The 15,376-nt window shown below is 66.7% G+C and carries 17 protein-coding genes and 1 pseudogene; 12 read left to right on the top strand and 6 right to left on the bottom strand.

Annotation, left to right across the window (positions count from 1 at the left end; genetic code table 11):
• Nucleotides 1-3: 3 nt before the first annotated feature.
• The 4 genes and pseudogenes from AC5P57_RS15640 to AC5P57_RS15625 form a co-directional block, all read right to left on the bottom strand.
• Entirely contained in the window at nucleotides 4-297 is a 294-nt protein-coding gene (locus AC5P57_RS15640; protein WP_262235138.1) for a hypothetical protein, read from the bottom strand.
• A 237-nt stretch (nucleotides 298-534) separates the two neighbouring features.
• A pseudogene (locus AC5P57_RS15635) lies at nucleotides 535-833 on the bottom strand (oxidoreductase); the annotation flags it as partial.
• A 13-nt stretch (nucleotides 834-846) separates the two neighbouring features.
• A complete protein-coding gene (locus AC5P57_RS15630) occupies nucleotides 847-1,521 on the bottom strand; it encodes a ChrR family anti-sigma-E factor (RefSeq protein ID WP_262235139.1) in 675 nt (224 codons plus the stop codon).
• Nucleotides 1,518-2,141 carry a sigma-70 family RNA polymerase sigma factor gene (locus AC5P57_RS15625; RefSeq protein WP_262235140.1) on the bottom strand — a complete coding sequence of 208 codons (624 nt, stop codon included), beginning with the start codon at nucleotides 2,139-2,141 and terminating at the stop codon, nucleotides 1,518-1,520. The genes AC5P57_RS15630 and AC5P57_RS15625 overlap by 4 nt, the downstream gene beginning before the upstream one ends.
• A 133-nt stretch (nucleotides 2,142-2,274) precedes the next feature.
• Between AC5P57_RS15625 and AC5P57_RS15620 the strand changes: the two genes are divergently transcribed.
• The 12 genes from AC5P57_RS15620 (at nucleotide 2,275) to AC5P57_RS15565 (ending at nucleotide 14,109) form a co-directional block, all read left to right on the top strand.
• On the top strand, nucleotides 2,275-3,042 hold the full coding sequence (locus AC5P57_RS15620) for a hypothetical protein (protein WP_099552291.1): 768 nt from the start codon (nucleotides 2,275-2,277) through the stop codon (nucleotides 3,040-3,042).
• Nucleotides 3,043-3,123: 81 nt separating this feature from the next.
• Nucleotides 3,124-4,074 (top strand): acyl-CoA desaturase, encoded by a 951-nt coding sequence (locus AC5P57_RS15615; protein WP_099552229.1) that lies wholly within the window; start codon nucleotides 3,124-3,126, stop codon nucleotides 4,072-4,074.
• Between the two features lies 1 nt (nucleotide 4,075).
• A complete protein-coding gene (locus AC5P57_RS15610; RefSeq protein WP_262235141.1) occupies nucleotides 4,076-5,353 on the top strand; it encodes an NAD(P)/FAD-dependent oxidoreductase in 1,278 nt (425 codons plus the stop codon).
• Nucleotides 5,350-6,117, top strand: coding sequence for a DUF1365 domain-containing protein (locus tag AC5P57_RS15605; RefSeq protein ID WP_099552231.1), 768 nt, complete (start codon nucleotides 5,350-5,352; stop codon nucleotides 6,115-6,117). Before AC5P57_RS15610 ends, AC5P57_RS15605 begins: the two co-directional genes overlap by 4 nt.
• Entirely contained in the window at nucleotides 6,114-7,373 is a 1,260-nt protein-coding gene (locus AC5P57_RS15600; RefSeq protein WP_262235142.1) for an SAM-dependent methyltransferase, read from the top strand. The genes AC5P57_RS15605 and AC5P57_RS15600 overlap by 4 nt, the downstream gene beginning before the upstream one ends.
• 1 nt (nucleotide 7,374) lies before the next feature.
• On the top strand, nucleotides 7,375-7,917 hold the full coding sequence (locus AC5P57_RS15595; protein WP_262235143.1) for a DUF2878 domain-containing protein: 543 nt from the start codon (nucleotides 7,375-7,377) through the stop codon (nucleotides 7,915-7,917).
• Nucleotides 7,914-8,699: a DUF1295 domain-containing protein gene (locus tag AC5P57_RS15590; protein WP_262235144.1), complete on the top strand. Its 786-nt coding sequence runs from the start codon at nucleotides 7,914-7,916 to the stop codon at nucleotides 8,697-8,699. The genes AC5P57_RS15595 and AC5P57_RS15590 overlap by 4 nt, the downstream gene beginning before the upstream one ends.
• Nucleotides 8,696-9,769, top strand: a complete 1,074-nt coding sequence (locus tag AC5P57_RS15585; protein ID WP_142805948.1) for an SAM-dependent methyltransferase — start codon at nucleotides 8,696-8,698, stop codon at nucleotides 9,767-9,769. Before AC5P57_RS15590 ends, AC5P57_RS15585 begins: the two co-directional genes overlap by 4 nt.
• An 8-nt stretch (nucleotides 9,770-9,777) precedes the next feature.
• Complete coding sequence (locus tag AC5P57_RS15580; RefSeq protein ID WP_099552236.1) at nucleotides 9,778-10,311, top strand: lipocalin family protein; 534 nt, start codon at nucleotides 9,778-9,780, stop codon at nucleotides 10,309-10,311.
• Nucleotides 10,312-10,407: 96 nt separating this feature from the next.
• The gene (locus tag AC5P57_RS15575; RefSeq protein WP_262235145.1) at nucleotides 10,408-10,914 is read left to right on the top strand and encodes a GNAT family N-acetyltransferase; all 507 of its coding nucleotides are present in this window, start codon (nucleotides 10,408-10,410) and stop codon (nucleotides 10,912-10,914) included.
• A gap of 124 nt (nucleotides 10,915-11,038) precedes the next feature.
• Nucleotides 11,039-11,803 carry a response regulator gene (locus tag AC5P57_RS15570; RefSeq protein ID WP_239503724.1) on the top strand — a complete coding sequence of 255 codons (765 nt, stop codon included), beginning with the start codon at nucleotides 11,039-11,041 and terminating at the stop codon, nucleotides 11,801-11,803.
• A 2-nt stretch (nucleotides 11,804-11,805) separates the two neighbouring features.
• Nucleotides 11,806-14,109 carry an ATP-binding protein gene (locus AC5P57_RS15565; RefSeq protein ID WP_495219658.1) on the top strand — a complete coding sequence of 768 codons (2,304 nt, stop codon included), beginning with the start codon at nucleotides 11,806-11,808 and terminating at the stop codon, nucleotides 14,107-14,109.
• On the opposite strand, the gene AC5P57_RS15560 is transcribed toward AC5P57_RS15565, so the two are convergent.
• Complete coding sequence (locus tag AC5P57_RS15560; RefSeq protein ID WP_099552240.1) at nucleotides 14,110-14,865, bottom strand: SapC family protein; 756 nt, start codon at nucleotides 14,863-14,865, stop codon at nucleotides 14,110-14,112.
• A 110-nt stretch (nucleotides 14,866-14,975) separates the two neighbouring features.
• A complete protein-coding gene (locus tag AC5P57_RS15555; protein ID WP_005409616.1) occupies nucleotides 14,976-15,248 on the bottom strand; it encodes a hypothetical protein in 273 nt (90 codons plus the stop codon).
• Between the last annotated feature and the right edge of the window lie 128 nt (nucleotides 15,249-15,376).

Here is a 15,376-nt window from a genome sequence, read left to right as displayed (position 1 = left end):
CGCTCACGCCTGGGCAATGGCCTGCGGGCGCCATGACCGCAGCAGGGCCGGCTTGAACGCCTGCTGGCCGCAGCCTGTGGGGCATCGCACCACCCGTGCCACAGTATGGCTGACCAGGCCCTGCCCCTCTTCCGCTTTGAAGATCGTCTCGCAGGACAGGCAACGGGCAATCAGCGAGTACAGGTGCAGCAGCCGGCCACTGGCAGGATCCTGCAGTACATCCACATCCAGCAGTTCAAACTGGCAGCTGTCAGGGAGCATGCGGTACTGGAGCGCGGGTGCGGTCTGCAGGTTCACGGGCGTGGCATCTGTTGGAATTCACGATTACCGTAGGGCAATCGCTGTCGAGCCGGCGTGCAGCGCGGATGTCCTGTCTGCGAAATCGACGGGTTATCGAGGCTGGCAACAGCTTCTTGATCACGACTACGCCGCACTGTTTCCGGATGCAACGCCGGGCGAGCACACTGGGGTCAGGCCGCCGGATCGCGCACGCCAGCGGCGATCCGGTTGATGTCTGCGCACTCCACCGTGCCCGGCGACGGCCAGGGTGGTGTCCAGCGTCACCCGTCGGCACTCGGTCTCGGCCGTGCCCAACGGTGGAGCGCCCGCGCAGTAGAAGCAGGCATCGAACCCCGACAGATCATCCTGCCGCTCCTCGATCCCGAGGAAGTCCGGCACGATCAGCCCGCTGCCACGACCGTTCAGGCTGCCCGGGTGCCGGACCAGTGCGGTCAGATCGGCGACCCGTGGCGAGCGCTGGCAGGCCAGGGCCACACCCTGCCCGACCAGCCCGCGGCACCGGTCAGCAGAACCCGCAGCGCGCCTGTGGCCATCGCTGCAACCATCCTAGAGCTTCACAAAGCGCTGGATCTTCCGCGCCAGCCAGCCGCTGAACACCAACGGCGCATCCAGCGCCGACACGCAGATGCATGGCACCCCTGGCGCGGTCACCGGCTGGTGCTCCACATCCTCGTCCAGGTCCGCCACGTCACCGGGCGCGAACAGCCCCAGCGCATCGTTGTACGAGCCCCGCAGGATCTGGGTCAGCTCGCTGCGGCCGTGACTGTGCATGGGCAGGCACTTGCCCGGGGCGATCTTCAGCATGATCAGCGAGGGCATCTGCTCGGCGCGGATGCAGTGCACCCCGGGCGCCATCCAGCGCCAGCGCAGGCCGCTGAGCGAGACGCCGAAATACGGATGCAGCGAGGCAGGCAGATGATCGGGATCGGCCTCGGGGCGCTCCTTTGGCATCTGGCGCGCGGCTCCAGCCACGGCCATCGGCGTTTCCGTGGACAGCTGCATCAGCATTGCCTCGCGCAACCGTTCGCGGCGCACGTCGCCAGCGGACGGCTGGGTCTGTTCCAGCAGCACCGAGCCGATCGCCTCTGCGTCGCGCAGACGCTGGCGGCAATGCGCACACTGCTCCAGGTGGGCGCCCGCCACGATGCTCAACGGCGCCGGAAGCGCGCCTGCGGCGTAGCTCATCAGCGTGGATTCGTGCAGATGGTGGTGCGGATTCACAGCGCACCTCCCACTTTCGACTGCAGCTGCAGGAACGCGCGCCGCAGGTGTGATTTCACCGTGCCCAGCGGCATGCCCAGCGCCTCGGCGATCTCGCTGTGGCTCTTGGCCTCGAAATAGGACATCCGCACCAGCCGCGCCTGCACCGCAGGCAGCTCGTTGATGCGCTGGCGAAGACGCGCGTGGTCAGCGAACTGTTCGGCGCTGCTGCGCTCGATCACATCCAGTGTTGCCGCGTCCTCCACCGCGGCCTGCACCTGCATCCAGCCACGCTCACGGCGCACTCGATCAATATGCAGATTGCGGGCGATGCGGTACAGCCAGGTACTCAGCGCGCCCTGGGCCGCATCGTAGTCGACGGCCCGCAACCACAGGCGCAACAGGCATTCCTGCGCCAGCTCCTCGGCCACGGCGTCGGGTGCGCCCAGGCCGCGCAGGTACACGCACAGCCGCGGCATGAAATGGTCGTAGATCCGCATGAAGCAGTCGCGGTCGCGCAGCCGCGCGACACCGTCCATGTCACCGGCCCAGTTTTTCGGCTCGCTGCTGGGCTGCTGGGAGCTGGACACGGTGCGTGCGCTGTTGAAGTTGGCGAGGGTGCTGGCGGCGTCAGGGTACATCTGCGTTCGCGGCGGGCGGGTGAAGGTCTGTCCTCTGTACGCGCGGGGGCAGCAATTGGATGCAGGCAGCGCAACGCATCCAACCGCCCATCCCCGCCGTATGACCTGAGCACTCCCCTCCCGGATGAACGCCATGCGCATTGCCTGGTTGCTGCTGTGCCTGCCCCATGCCGCGCTGGCGGCACCCTGGCTGCGAAGCGAGGGCGTGGCCACTTCCGCGCAGGGCGAGATTCTCTACCGTGAAGTGCACTGGCGGCGCGAGGCGACGGAGGGCGCCGAGCGCTGGGTGCTGTACCAGTGCCCGGGCGGCCAGCCCTTTGCCCGCAAGCATCTGCCTGCCAGCTCCCGCCCGCAGGCCCGGGGCTATTCGCTGGAAGACCGCCGCAGCGGCCAGGCCGCAGAGGTGCAGGCCGCCGGCGATTCCGTGTCGATTGACTGGAAGGAAAATGCCGCCAGTGAGCTGCGTCAGCGCCGCCTTGAATCACCGCCGGATGCAGTGATCGATGCCGGATTCGACTCAGCGGTGCGCCTGCACTGGCCCGCGCTGATGCGCGGCGAGCACATCAGCCTGCCGTTCCTGGTGCCCGGCCGACAGCGCTACTTCCCGGTGCAGGTGCGGCGCACCGGCCCTGTTCGCTGGCAGGGCCTCGATGCCCAGGCCATCGAGGTCAGCCTGGACACCTGGTACGGCGGCATCGCACCGCGCCTGTCACTGGTCTACGCCAGCGCCGACCGTCGCCTGCTGGAGTTCCGCGGCACCAGCAACCTTCGCGATGAGCGTGGCAGCTACCCGCAGGTGACCGTGCGCTTCAGCTCGCCTGCTGCCGAGCGACCGGCAGGCGACTGGCAACAGGCATGGACGCAACCCTTGGCTGAGCGTTGCGTCGTGACGCCCAGGTGAAGTTGGAATTTACTGCGCCGTGGCGCATCCATTGCGCATCCTGCTGCGTACAGGAAGACACGACACCCGCCGAGATCCGCCATGGCCTCTGTAGCGCCCCTTCCCCGTCGACGCTGGCGCCTGCTGCGCACGCTGCAGCGCTGGTTCGATACCGGCAATGCCACGGAAGCCACTGGCGAGCGGCCTGGGCGAATCGACTGGCTGCGCGCCGTGCCGTTCGCACTGATGCACCTGGCCTGCATCGCGGTGATCTGGGTCGGTGTCTCGTGGACGGCAGTCATCGTAGCCGCGGCGCTTTATGCGGTGCGCATGTTCGCCATCACCGCGTTCTACCACCGCTACTTCTCGCACCGCACCTTCCAGGCATCTCGTCCCGTGCAGTTCGTATTCGCGGTGATCGGCGCATCCAGCGTGCAGCGCGGGCCACTGTGGTGGGCCGCCCATCATCGCCACCATCACCGCCACGCCGACCAGCCACTGGACCCGCACTCGCCGCGCGAAGGCGGCTTCTGGCGCAGCCACATGGGGTGGTTCCTGACCCGCGAAGCCTTCGCCACCGACCTGTCGCGGGTGCCGGACCTGGCGCGCTTCCCGGAGCTGCGCTGGCTGGACCGCTTTGATACGGCCGTGCCGGTCCTGCTGGCCGCGGCACTGTACGCGCTGGGTGCCGGGCTGGAGCGCTGGGCGCCGGGCCTGCACACCACTGGCCCGCAGCTGCTGGTGTGGGGCTTCTTCATTTCCACCATCGTGCTGTTCCATGCCACCGTCACCATCAATTCGCTGGCGCATCGCTTCGGCCGTCGCCGCTTCGAGACCCGCGACGACAGCCGCAACAACCTCTGGCTGGCCCTGCTGACCTTCGGCGAGGGTTGGCACAACAACCACCACTTCTTTCCTGGCACCGTCCGCCAGGGCTTCCGCTGGTGGGAAGTCGACCTGACCTGGTATGGGCTGCGCGCGATGGCGGCGCTGGGGCTGGTCAAGGGGCTCAAGCCCATCCCCGAGTGGGTACTGGCCAAGGCGAGGTACTGACATGCGCATCGCGGTCATCGGATCGGGTATCGCGGGGCTGGCCAGTGCCTGGTGGCTGGATGGCCAGCACGACGTCACGCTGTTCGAAGCCAACGACTATCTTGGCGGCCACACCCACACCCACGAGGTGCAGGTGGAAGGCACACGCATGGCCGTGGACACCGGCTTCATCGTCTTCAATCCCCTGCACTACCCGCTGCTGACGGCATTGTTCGATGAGCTGGGCGTGGCGTCGCAGCAGACCACGATGAGCTTCTCGATGCACAGCGAGCGCAGTGGCGTGGAATACAACGCCACCTCGCTGGATGGCCTGTTCTGCCAGCGACGCAACCTGGTGTCACCGCGTTTCTGGGGCATGCTGGCCGACCTGCGTCGCTTCTATCGGGATGCCCCGCTGTTGTTGGCCGAGGAAGAAGGCCCGACGCTGGGCGAGTACCTGCACAGCCGGCGCTATGGCGAGGCGTTCATGGAAGAGCACCTGCTGCCGATGGCGTCGGCGTTGTGGTCGTCTCCTGCGGCCACGGTGCGAGAATTTCCGGCCCGCTACCTGGCGCAGTTCATGGCCAACCACCAGATGCTGCAGATGACCGGTCGCCCGGACTGGCGCGTAGTCACGGGTGGATCGGCCCGCTATGTGGATGCACTGCGCCGCCACTGGAGGGTGCATGAGCGGCTGCAATGCCCGGTCACGGCCGTCGAGCGCATGCCCTGGGGCGTGCGCGTGCACAGCGCCGCTGGCTTGGAGACCTTCGACGAGGTGATCCTGGCGTGCCACAGCGACCAGGCGCTGGCCCTGCTGACCGATGCCGATGCCCCCGAGCGCGACATCCTCGGCGCAATCCGCTACCAATCCAACGAGGCGGTACTGCACACGGATGCATCCTTGCTGCCGCGCAACCGCAAGGCCTGGGCGGCCTGGAACGCGCATGTGCCGCAGGATCCAGCAGCACCCTGCACGGTCAGCTACTGCATGAACCTGCTGCAGGGCCTGCCCGGCAGCACGCCGCTGGTAGTCACCCTCAACCGCAGCGATGCCATCGACCCGGCCAGGGTGCTGCGAACGCTGCACTATGCGCACCCGGTGCACGACCACGCCGCTGTGCGCGCACAACAGCGCTGGGCGGAGCTGCAGGGCCATCGCCACACCTGGTTCGCAGGGGCCTACTGGGGCTGGGGCTTCCATGAGGATGGCATCCGCAGCGCCCGCCGCGTGGTGGATGCGCTGGAGGCCCGCGCACCGCATCGCGAGGCATCGGTAGCGTCCGAGGTGGCGGCATGAGCGCCAGCGCGCTTTACTTCGGGCAGGTGATGCATCGCCGGCATCATCCGCACCCGCATGCGTTCCGTTACCCGGTTGCGCAGCTGCTGCTCGACCTTGATGAACTGGAGACCGTGTTTGCCGGGCGCTGGCTGTGGTCGGTCAATCGCCGCAACCTTGCCGAGTTCCGGCGCAGCGACTATTTCGGCGATCCCGCACAGCCGTTGGCCGATGCCGTGCGCGACCATGCCGCGAAGACGCTCGGTCATCGACCCTCGGGTCCGGTGCGGCTGCTCACCCATCTTCGCTTTGCCGGGCATGTGTTCAACCCGGTCAGCTTCTACTACTGCTACCAGGCCGACGGCAGCACGCTGGACTGCATCGTGGCCGAGATCACCAATACACCCTGGAAGGAGCGGCACGCCTACGTGCTGCCGGTCGCTACGGCCGTCCACGAAGGCGCGTCACTGCGTTGGCAGTTCGACAAGCGCTTCCACGTCTCGCCGTTCATGCCGATGGACTGCCGTTACGACTGGCGCTTCAGCAGCCCCGATGAGCACCTGCGCGTGCACATGCAGGTCTGGCGCGACGGCATCCGCCAGTTCGATGCCACCCAGTCGCTGCAACGCCGACCGCTGGATGGCAGCGGGCTGGCGCGGGTACTCGCCTGCTACCCACTGATGACCACCCAGGTGGTGGCCGCCATCCACTGGCACGCACTGCGCTTGTGGCTGAAGCGCAACCCCGTACACGACCACCCCACCCTTGCCGGGAAACCGCGATGAACTCGATGACACCTTCGGTTACCCTGCCGCGCCCCGGCGCGCTGGATGCCTTCCTGCGCCGCCGCCTGCTGGCGCAGCTTGCCCCCCTGCGCGACGGCCACCTGTGCGTGCGCGATGCCCTTGGCGAGGTCCGGCTGGGCAACGCCCACGCCGGGCTGCAGGTGACGGTGACCATCGACGACCCGTCGTTCTACCGGAAGGTCGCTGCGCAGGGCAGCGTCGGCGCTGGCGAGAGCTACATCCAGGGCGACTGGCGCTGTGATGATCTGGTCGCGCTGATACAGCTGCTGGTCCGCAACCGCGACCTGCTGGACGGCATGGAGCGCGGCCCGGCCCAGGTGGGTGGGTGGCTGCTGCGCGGCTGGAACCGGCTGCGCCGCAACAGCCGCGAGGGCAGCCGGCGCAACATCGCCGCCCACTACGACCTGGGCAACGATTTCTTCGCCCTGTTCCTGTCACCGGACCTGATGTACTCGTCGGCGTTGTTCGCCAGCGACTCCGACTCGCTGGAGTCCGCCTCGCGGCGCAAGCTGGACCGCATCTGCCAGCAGCTGCAACTCAAGCCCGGTGATCGCGTGGTGGAAATCGGGACTGGCTGGGGTGGCTTCGCGGTGCACGCGGCGCAGCACTACGGTTGCCACGTCACCACCACCACCATCTCCGCCGAACAGCATGCGCTGGCCGCCGAGCGCGTACGGGCGGCCGGCCTGCAGGGCCAGGTCACCCTGCTGATGCAGGACTATCGGGATCTGCAGGGCCAGTTCGACAAGCTGGTGTCGATCGAGATGATCGAAGCCATCGGCGCCGAGTACCTGGACACCTACATGGCCACGCTGCAGCGGCTGCTGAAGCCCGATGGTGTCGCCTTGTTGCAGGCCATCACCATCGAAGACCATCGCTATGAGCAGGCACGTCGCAGCGTCGACTACATCAAGCGTTATGTGTTCCCCGGCAGCTTCATCCCCTCCGTCAACGCCATCATGGCGGCCAAGACGCGGTCCAGCGACCTGCAGCTGATCGCCCAGCAGGATTTCGGCCATTCCTACGCGCTGACCCTGCGCGCCTGGCGCCAGCGTTTCCTCGCGCAGCTGCCTGCGGTGCAGGCGCAGGGGTTCGATGCGCGCTTCTGCCGCCTGTGGGACTTCTACCTGGCCTACTGCGAAGGCGGCTTCCTGGAGCGCTCAATCGGGGTCTCGCACCTGCTGCTGGCACGCCCGGGCCATCGGCCTGCGGCCCCGCATGGTGAGGGCAACTGAAATGCGGCGGTTCTGGGCCAACCTGCTTGGCAACCAGCTGGTCTGGCTGTGCGCCGTCGCCGGCGCCGGGCGCGGCTGGCAATGGCCCGCGTTGCTGGCTGCTTCGCTCTACATCGGCAGCCAGTTCCTGACCTCGGCGCATCCGCGACTGGACCTGCGGCTGCTGGCGCTGGCGCTTGCCTGTGCCTGGCTGGTCGATGCCAGTGCTGCCGCCAGCGGCACCGTGCGCTACGCCGCTGCCCCGCTGGGGTGGGTGCCGCCGCCCTGGATCATGGCCTTGTGGGCTGCGTTCGCAATGACCCTGACCACCTCGATGCGCTTCCTGCAGCGCCATCCTGCCTTGCCGCCCCTGTTCGGCCTGCTGCTGGCGCCATTGGCCTACCTGTCGGCCGCGCGTGGATTCGGTGCGGTGCAGTTCAACAGCCCGCTGTGGCAGGGCGTCCTGGTACTGGGTGCAGGCTGGGCCATTGCACTTTCCCTGATGTGCCGCGCCGCCCGCCCGCGCACTACAGCGCAGCCACCTCTCGCCGGAGCGTCATCATGATCAACCTGCTCTGGGTGCTGCTGTATGCGGCGCTGGTGATGAGTTGGGGCTGGGCCTGGCAGCGCCGCCAGCACAACATCGGTGTTGTGGATGTGCTCTGGGCCAAAGGCGTGGCCGCGGCCGCGCTGCTGCTGGCGTTGCTGGGCGATGGCGCGGTGGCGCCACGGGTGGCGCTGGCTGTACTCGGTGGCCTGTGGGGCGGTCGCCTGGCCCTTCATCTATGGCATCGCGTCCGGCACGAGGAAGAGGACGGGCGCTATCGCTACCTTCGTGACCACTGGCAGGGACACCAGGGAAAGATCTTCGGGTTCTTCATGGCGCAGGCACTGCTGGTGGTGCTGTTCGCCCTGCCCTTCGTCGCGGTCGCCGCCAACCCAACCGCTGGCATGACGCGCTGGCTGCTGGCCGCCGTGCTCGTCTGGCTGCTGAGCGTGGGCGGCGAGGCGCTGGCCGACCACCAGCTGGCCCGGTTCCGCGCCAACCCGGCGAACAAGGGTCGCACCTGCCGAGATGGCTTCTGGCGGTACTCCCGGCACCCCAACTACTTCTTCGAATGGCTGCACTGGTTCACCTACGTGCTGTTGGCGATCGGCTCCCCACTGTGGTGGCTGGCCTGGCTCGGCCCCGTGCTGATGTATGTATTCCTGCGCTATCTCAGCGGCATCCCGTTCACCGAAAAGCAGGCTCTGCGCAGCCGCGGCGACGACTACCGTGACTACCAGCGCAGCACGCCGATGTTCTTCCCCTGGTTCCCCCGCCCTTCCAAGGAGCATTCCGCATGAACGCGATACCGTCACTGAATCCGGCCGAGGAAGCAGAAACCGGGCTGACTGCCTGGGCCGAACGTGGCCTGCTGCCGGATGCCGCATTGCGTGCCGGCATCCGGCGACTGTGCGCGCAGCGCCTGCAGGAAGAATCGGAAGGTGGTATTGAAGCGCAGTCCGCGCGTTTCGGCCGCCGCATCGCCGAGCTGGCCGACAGCCCGCTCGCCCTGCATACCGATGCAGCCAATCGCCAGCATTACGAAGTGCCCGCGGCGTTCTTCCAGGCCTGCCTCGGCAAGCGGTTGAAGTACAGCAGCTGCTATTACCCCACCGGTCACGAAACGCTGGACCAGGCTGAAGAAGCAATGCTGGAACTGTACGGCCAGCGCGCAGGCCTGGCCGATGGACAGCACATTCTCGAACTGGGCTGCGGCTGGGGCTCGCTGACGCTGTGGATGGCCGAGCGCTATCCGCACGCAGCGATCACTGCCGTGTCCAACTCGCACAGCCAGCGCCAGCACATCATGGCGCAGTGCCAGGCCCGCGGGCTGCACAACGTGCAGGTGCTCACCCGTGACGTGAACCAGCTGGAGTTGCCCTCGGCGCAGTTTGATCGCTGCGTTTCGGTCGAGATGTTCGAGCACGTGCGCAACTACGAGCGCCTGCTGGCGCGCATCGCGCAGTGGCTGAAGCCGGACGGTGCGTTGTTCGTGCACATCTTCGCCCATCGCACGTTGATGTACCCTTTCGAAACCGAGGGCGGCGACAACTGGATGGGCCGCCACTTCTTCACCGGCGGCCTGATGCCGGCGGCCGATACCCTGCTGCATTTCCAGCGCGACCTGCGCCTCGATCAGCGCTGGTTGCTGGATGGCCGCCACTACCAGCGCACTGCCGAGCATTGGCTGGCCAATCAGGACGCAGCACGCGATCGGGTGATGCCGGTGCTGTCGGCAACCTATGGGCCGGTGGCCGCGCGGATCTGGTGGCAGCGCTGGCGGATGTTCTGGATGGCATGCGCCGAACTGTTCGGCTACGACGGCGGCCAGCAATGGCTGGTGGCCCACTACCTGTTCCGTCCCCGCTGAGGTGTGACATGCGCGTGTTCCCGCTGCTTCCGCTGATCGCGGTCGGCCTGTTCGGCTCAGGCTGCTCCTCCAGCGACACCCGGCCACTTCCGCATGCGCCTTCGGTGGATGTGCCACGCTTCATGGGCGACTGGTACGTGATCGCCCATATCCCGTCCTGGCCCGAACGCGATGCCTACGATGCAGTGGAAAGCTATGCCTTGAAGCCCGACGGGCGCATCCAGACCACCTTCACCTATCGCAAGGGCAGATTCGATGCCCCGCAGAGGTCGATGCACCCCATCGGCCATGTCGAAGAGGAAGGCCATGGCGCGGTATGGGGCATGCAGTTCATCTGGCCGATCCAGGCCGAGTACATCATCGCCTGGCGGGATGATGACTACCGCCAGACCATCGTGGCGCGCAGCAAGCGCGACTATGTCTGGTACATGGCACGTACGCCGCAGGTGTCCGACGGCGACTACCAGAAAGCCGTGCAGCGCATCGCCGAAATGGGCTACGACATCCGCCGACTGCGGCGCGTGCCGCAATCCATCCGGTAGTGCGTCGCAACAACGATCCGGTTGCGTCCTGCGTCATGCATCACCCGGCAGAGGATGCCAGAATTGCCGGACAGGCCTGAGCCGGGGATCAGCACGATGGGCAGCCACGCAGAAGCGGCATGGAACGGGCTTGAAGTGCGGCAGATCCGTGCGAGCGACCTGGATTCGATCTGCGCCCACCGCGAAGCCATGTTCCGCGAGAGTGGGCGCGCCGAGGAGATCCTGCGGGCGATGGCGGCTCCTTTCCGTGCCTGGCTGGCACCGCGCCTGGCCTCTGGCGAGTACTTCGGCCATGTCCTTGCAGACCACGGCAGAACCATCGCCGGCATTGGACTGATGCTGATCGACTGGCCACCCCACCCTGCCCATCCGGAACAGGACTGCCGCGGCTACGTCCTGAACGTGTACGTGGATCCGGAGTACCGCCGCCGGGGCATCGCCCGGAAGCTGATGGCCCTGGCAGACGACGCCTTCGCCGAACGTGGCGCCTCCTACGCAGTCCTGCATGCCACCGCGCAGGGCAAGCCACTTTATGCCGACCTTGGCTGGGCCGGAACCAGCGAGATGGCGCGCAGCCTGCGCGCTGGGGGTCGAACGCCCTGAAACCGATCCCGGGCGTTGCGGATCGGTGCTGCGCCGCCCCTGATGGTTCCCGGTGACATTCTCGCCAGACGCCCATCACGCATGCGGAAATGGTCTGTTTCCGGCTTTGCAATCCATCCCGCCAATGGATAGCCCCGAATCGATGGATGCAGCGCATCGACTCTTAGGAATAATCGCAAAAATCAGGCAATTTCGATGTTCGCCGCGACAGCAGCGCCAGAATGATCATCACGCCCCACGGGCGCCGATCACCTCCCTGCGCATGAATGGACTTCCTGCCCCGCGCCCGCTGCAACTGGCACTCCTGGACGACCATGAGGTCGTCCGTCGCGGCACTGCCCTGCATCTCTCCCGCGACGTCCGCTTCCATATTGTCGCCAGCCATGCCCGCAGCGAAGAACTCATCGACAGCCTCCAGCAGATGCGGGTGGATGTCGCGATCATCGATCTGACCCTGGCCCGCGACGATCGCAGCGCGGCCGAGCTGACCCCGCTGCTGCGCGAGCACTTTCCACGCGTCCCCCTGCTCGCTTTTGCGACCCTGTCACCCTTGACCCACATCAACCAGCTCATCGCCACCGGCATCAGTGGCGTGGTGAGCAAGACCGAACCACTGTCGATGCTGTCGGACGCGATCGTGCGGGTATCGCAGGGGCTTCCGCGACTGCCACCCGACTGCACCCTGCCGGGAGACTGCGAAGAACTCAGCCGCAACGAGCGCGAAGTACTGGAGCTTCTGCTGGCCGGCCTGACTGTTTCGGAGATCGCGCTCCGGCGTCATCGCAGCATCAAGACTGTCAGCACGCAGAAGGTTGCGGCTTTGCGCAAGCTCAGGCTGCGCAACGATGCCGAGATCTACGCCATGCGGCAGCAGCTGGAATCACCTTGAAGATGCGCGATCGACTGTGCACATCCCCCCTCCTGCTGCTGGCGCTCATCCTGCTGCCTGCCGCGTCGGCCGAGGATGCATCGTCGCCTGGATGGGAGCCGGGACGCGAAGTGCGGGTGGCGACCGCGCCATCGCTGAACCCGCTACCCGCCGCACTCGCTGACGGCACCACGTTGCCAAGCCTGGCCCACGGCTACGCCAATCTGGTTGCACGGCGTTCGCAACTGCAGTTCCAGGAACACCCGCATGCCAGCACCGGTGCATCAGTGGCTGCCGTCTGCAGGCGGGAAGCGGATCTGGTACTGGTGATCGGCACCCACCTGCCACCCTCCTGCCCCGGGCTGGTGGCATCCAGAACGTTCCGCGGCGGCAAGACGATGCTCTCCGGGCGCAGCGGCGAACGCCTGCCGCGCGACATCACGGAGCTCGATCATCGAGTCCTGGCCGTGGTCGAAGGAGGACCGTATGCGGGATGGCTGGCGGCGCGCCATCCACACCTCCGCCTGCTGCACCTGGCCGATCGTCACGCCACACTGGCAGCCGTCGAGAACGGTACCGCCGATCTGGCAATCGGCCTGGAAGCCACGCTGCGCCCGCTGATCCGCCGGCATTTCGCCGGGCACCTGCACCTGCAGTCGTTCGACAGTGATTTCTCAACCGACCTGCACCTGCTTGCGCACCACGAAGATCGCCAGCTGCTGGAGCGCATCGAGCGGGCATTGCACGACATTACGCTGGAAGAACATGCCAGCCTGCTGCAGCTGTGGGCCCGACAGGCGGCGCCCCCCTCGGTCGACCACGCCCTGGACTGGATGCGCCAGCTTCCCCCGCTGTGGCTGCCGGCCCTGGCTGCCGCATTGGCAGTTACCCCGTTCCTGTGGCATGCCTGGCACAGGCGCCTGCGTGGTGAAGGCCGCGCTCGTGCCCGCGCGATTGGCATGTTCAGCCACGAAGTGCGCAATTCGGCTCAGACGGTACTGGCCTCGATCGACCTGCTCAGCCAGCCGTCGTCACCCAAGGGGCAGCGCGAAGTGCTGGCGGCCGCACATGCCGCGGGCTCCTCGCTGCGCAGCCTGCTCAATCGCTCGCTGGAATTCTCACGCCTGGCCAGCGGCACCTTCAAGCCGAGCGCACGACCCTGCGACATCGCACGACTCTGCCGCCAATCGCTGGATGCGATTCGCCCCCAGGCTCGGCAGCGCGGGCTGGCGCTTCGCTTCGATTGTCTTCCCGAGCCCTGCCCCATTGTCGCCATCGACCCGGAAGGGCTGCGCCAGATCATCGACAACCTGCTGGGAAACGCACTCAAATTCACCGATGTCGGGGGTATCGAACTGCGCCTTCAACTGACGCCCGACAACGATCCTCGTGAACTCATGCTGGATGTGATCGACAGCGGTATCGGCATCGCTGCCGAACAACTTGCCGTGCTGTTCCAGCCATTCCAGCAGGGCGAAGACGGCAGGACGCGCGGAGGCAGCGGACTGGGACTGATGATCGCGCATGAGCTTGGCCGCGCGATGGGCGGCAACCTGTCAGTGCACAGCGTCCCCGGGCGCGGCAGTCGCTTCTCCCTTCGCCTGCCGATACGCGCCGCCAGGGCCGGGACCGTGTCAGCCGCCGCCGAGGTCGGAACGCCGCTGGGCGGGCTTGAGCTGCTGCTGGTGGAAGACAATGCACTCAATCGCCGGGTCATCAGCGAGCAGCTGCGCCGCGCGGGTGCCGATGTGCACGCCTTTGGCGACGCCACCAGCGCGCTTGCCGAGCAGGCTGTGAGGCCGCGCAGCGTAGCCCTGCTCGACATCGGGCTCGGGGATATGGATGGCTATGCACTGGCCATGCAGCTGCGCAGGCAGGCGCGCAACCCTCTGCGACTGATCGCGCTGTCGGCACGCCGTGATCGTCGGCATGTGGCGCGCTGCCGGAAAGCAGGGTTCGACGCCACCCTGGCCAAGCCTTTACAGCTTGAGTCGCTGCTGCGGGCGCTGGAGCTGCCGGTGACCGGACAGGCCATCACAACGGGCACAGCTGCCTGTGACCCTGCCTACATCACGGACATCGGCCACGAACTGGTGCGGATCGAACGGGCCATGGATGAGGCCAGCGCCACTGACCTATGCCATCACGCGCATCGCCTACAGGGGGCCCTGCAGATGTACGGGGCTGCCGCAGAGGCGGACACGGCGGCCGACCTGTGGGCACTGGGTCGCGACGCCACGCCCGACTGGGTCGATGCGCGACGCCTGTTGCGGGTCCTTCAGCAATGGCATGGCTCCCGCACTGCGGAAGCCATGCCCAGGGCCTGATCAGGCCGCCAGACGCTCAACCTGGCGACGGGTCAGGTCGTTGAAGCGACCCAGCGACATCAGGTGCTGGTGGATCAGCGCCAGCCAGCCACTGCGATGCCACTCGATCACGGTCGCTTCCGGCAGCGCCACGAACTTCTCGACGTCGACGACCTGGAAGCCATTGAGGTTGAACTCGCGGCCATCCGGGGTACGCACGGTGGCATTGCGCTCGACCAGCAGGCCGTTGTCGATCAGGGCCTTGGAGAAGGCCTGGGTCTGTTCGTGCTCACGGGTGAACTGGCCACAGAACTCCAGCGCCTGCTGCACCATCTCGGTGGCCTTGCCGTCGACGAACAGCGGCTGGCCTTCGTCCCCGCCCTTGACCAAGCGCGAGCTCTCTTCGTCGATGCCCAGCAGGAAATCATTGTCCGAGCCGGTGTCGATGAAGATGAAGGGGTGGCGACGCAGGTAGGCCGGGATATAGGCCTCGTCTTCCCACAGGCCGTCCTTGATGAACAGGTTCTGGTCGGACACGCCAACGGCAGCCATCGGCACCGCGGTCGGGCCAGCGAAGAGGATCGGGAAGTGGTGCAGCGCCAGCGAGAACTCGCCGAGCACGAGCGGAATGGCGTTGTTGCCCGCGGCAAACTCGAGCCTGCCCGGCAGGATGCGCAGGTCGGCGTGCACATCGGCCTGCAGCGGCACCGGACGGGTGTAGAACAGGGGGGCGTTGCTCGGCGCCGCTTCGGTGGTGGTGTCGCTGGTGGTGGTCATCTTGGGAACCGTTCGATCATGCGCGCCTGCCATCCCGGGCGCGCCAGCGGGAACAACCTGAATCCCGCATTATCAACAAGCTCGATGACAACGGCCACCCCATCGACGGCCTATTTCAGCTGCAGGGGGTACCGCTGCCAGAGCACATGGACCAGGAAACCGGCCAGTTCGGTGTCGCGGGCGCTGACCGCCGCGCGGATCTTGTCCAGCAGCACCATGTCCGAGCAGGAGCGCACATCGGCGTGGTTGGCCTGCCCCGCCCGGCGCGCACGATAGCGTGCGGCCCGCTGCGCATCACTCATGGCGTACCCGAACTTGGGCGGACGACCGCGCTTTCGCGGCAGGGTCAGCTCCAGGGTTCCGGGGTCTTTGTCATCACGCATGAGAGGGGTGCGGGCGGCGGCGAGCAACGGGGGGTGCGCAATTTATCGTGAGGCATCACTTTAATCCAGCTTTTTCTGCAGTTTTGTTGCGATGCAGTGCAATTATCCCGGTGTCGATGCGGTTTCAT

Source organism: Stenotrophomonas sp. YJH_SMC_79 (assembly GCF_059367995.1).
The sequence above is the reverse complement of the archived record's forward strand: the minus strand, read 5'-3'. Positions and strand labels throughout refer to the sequence as shown.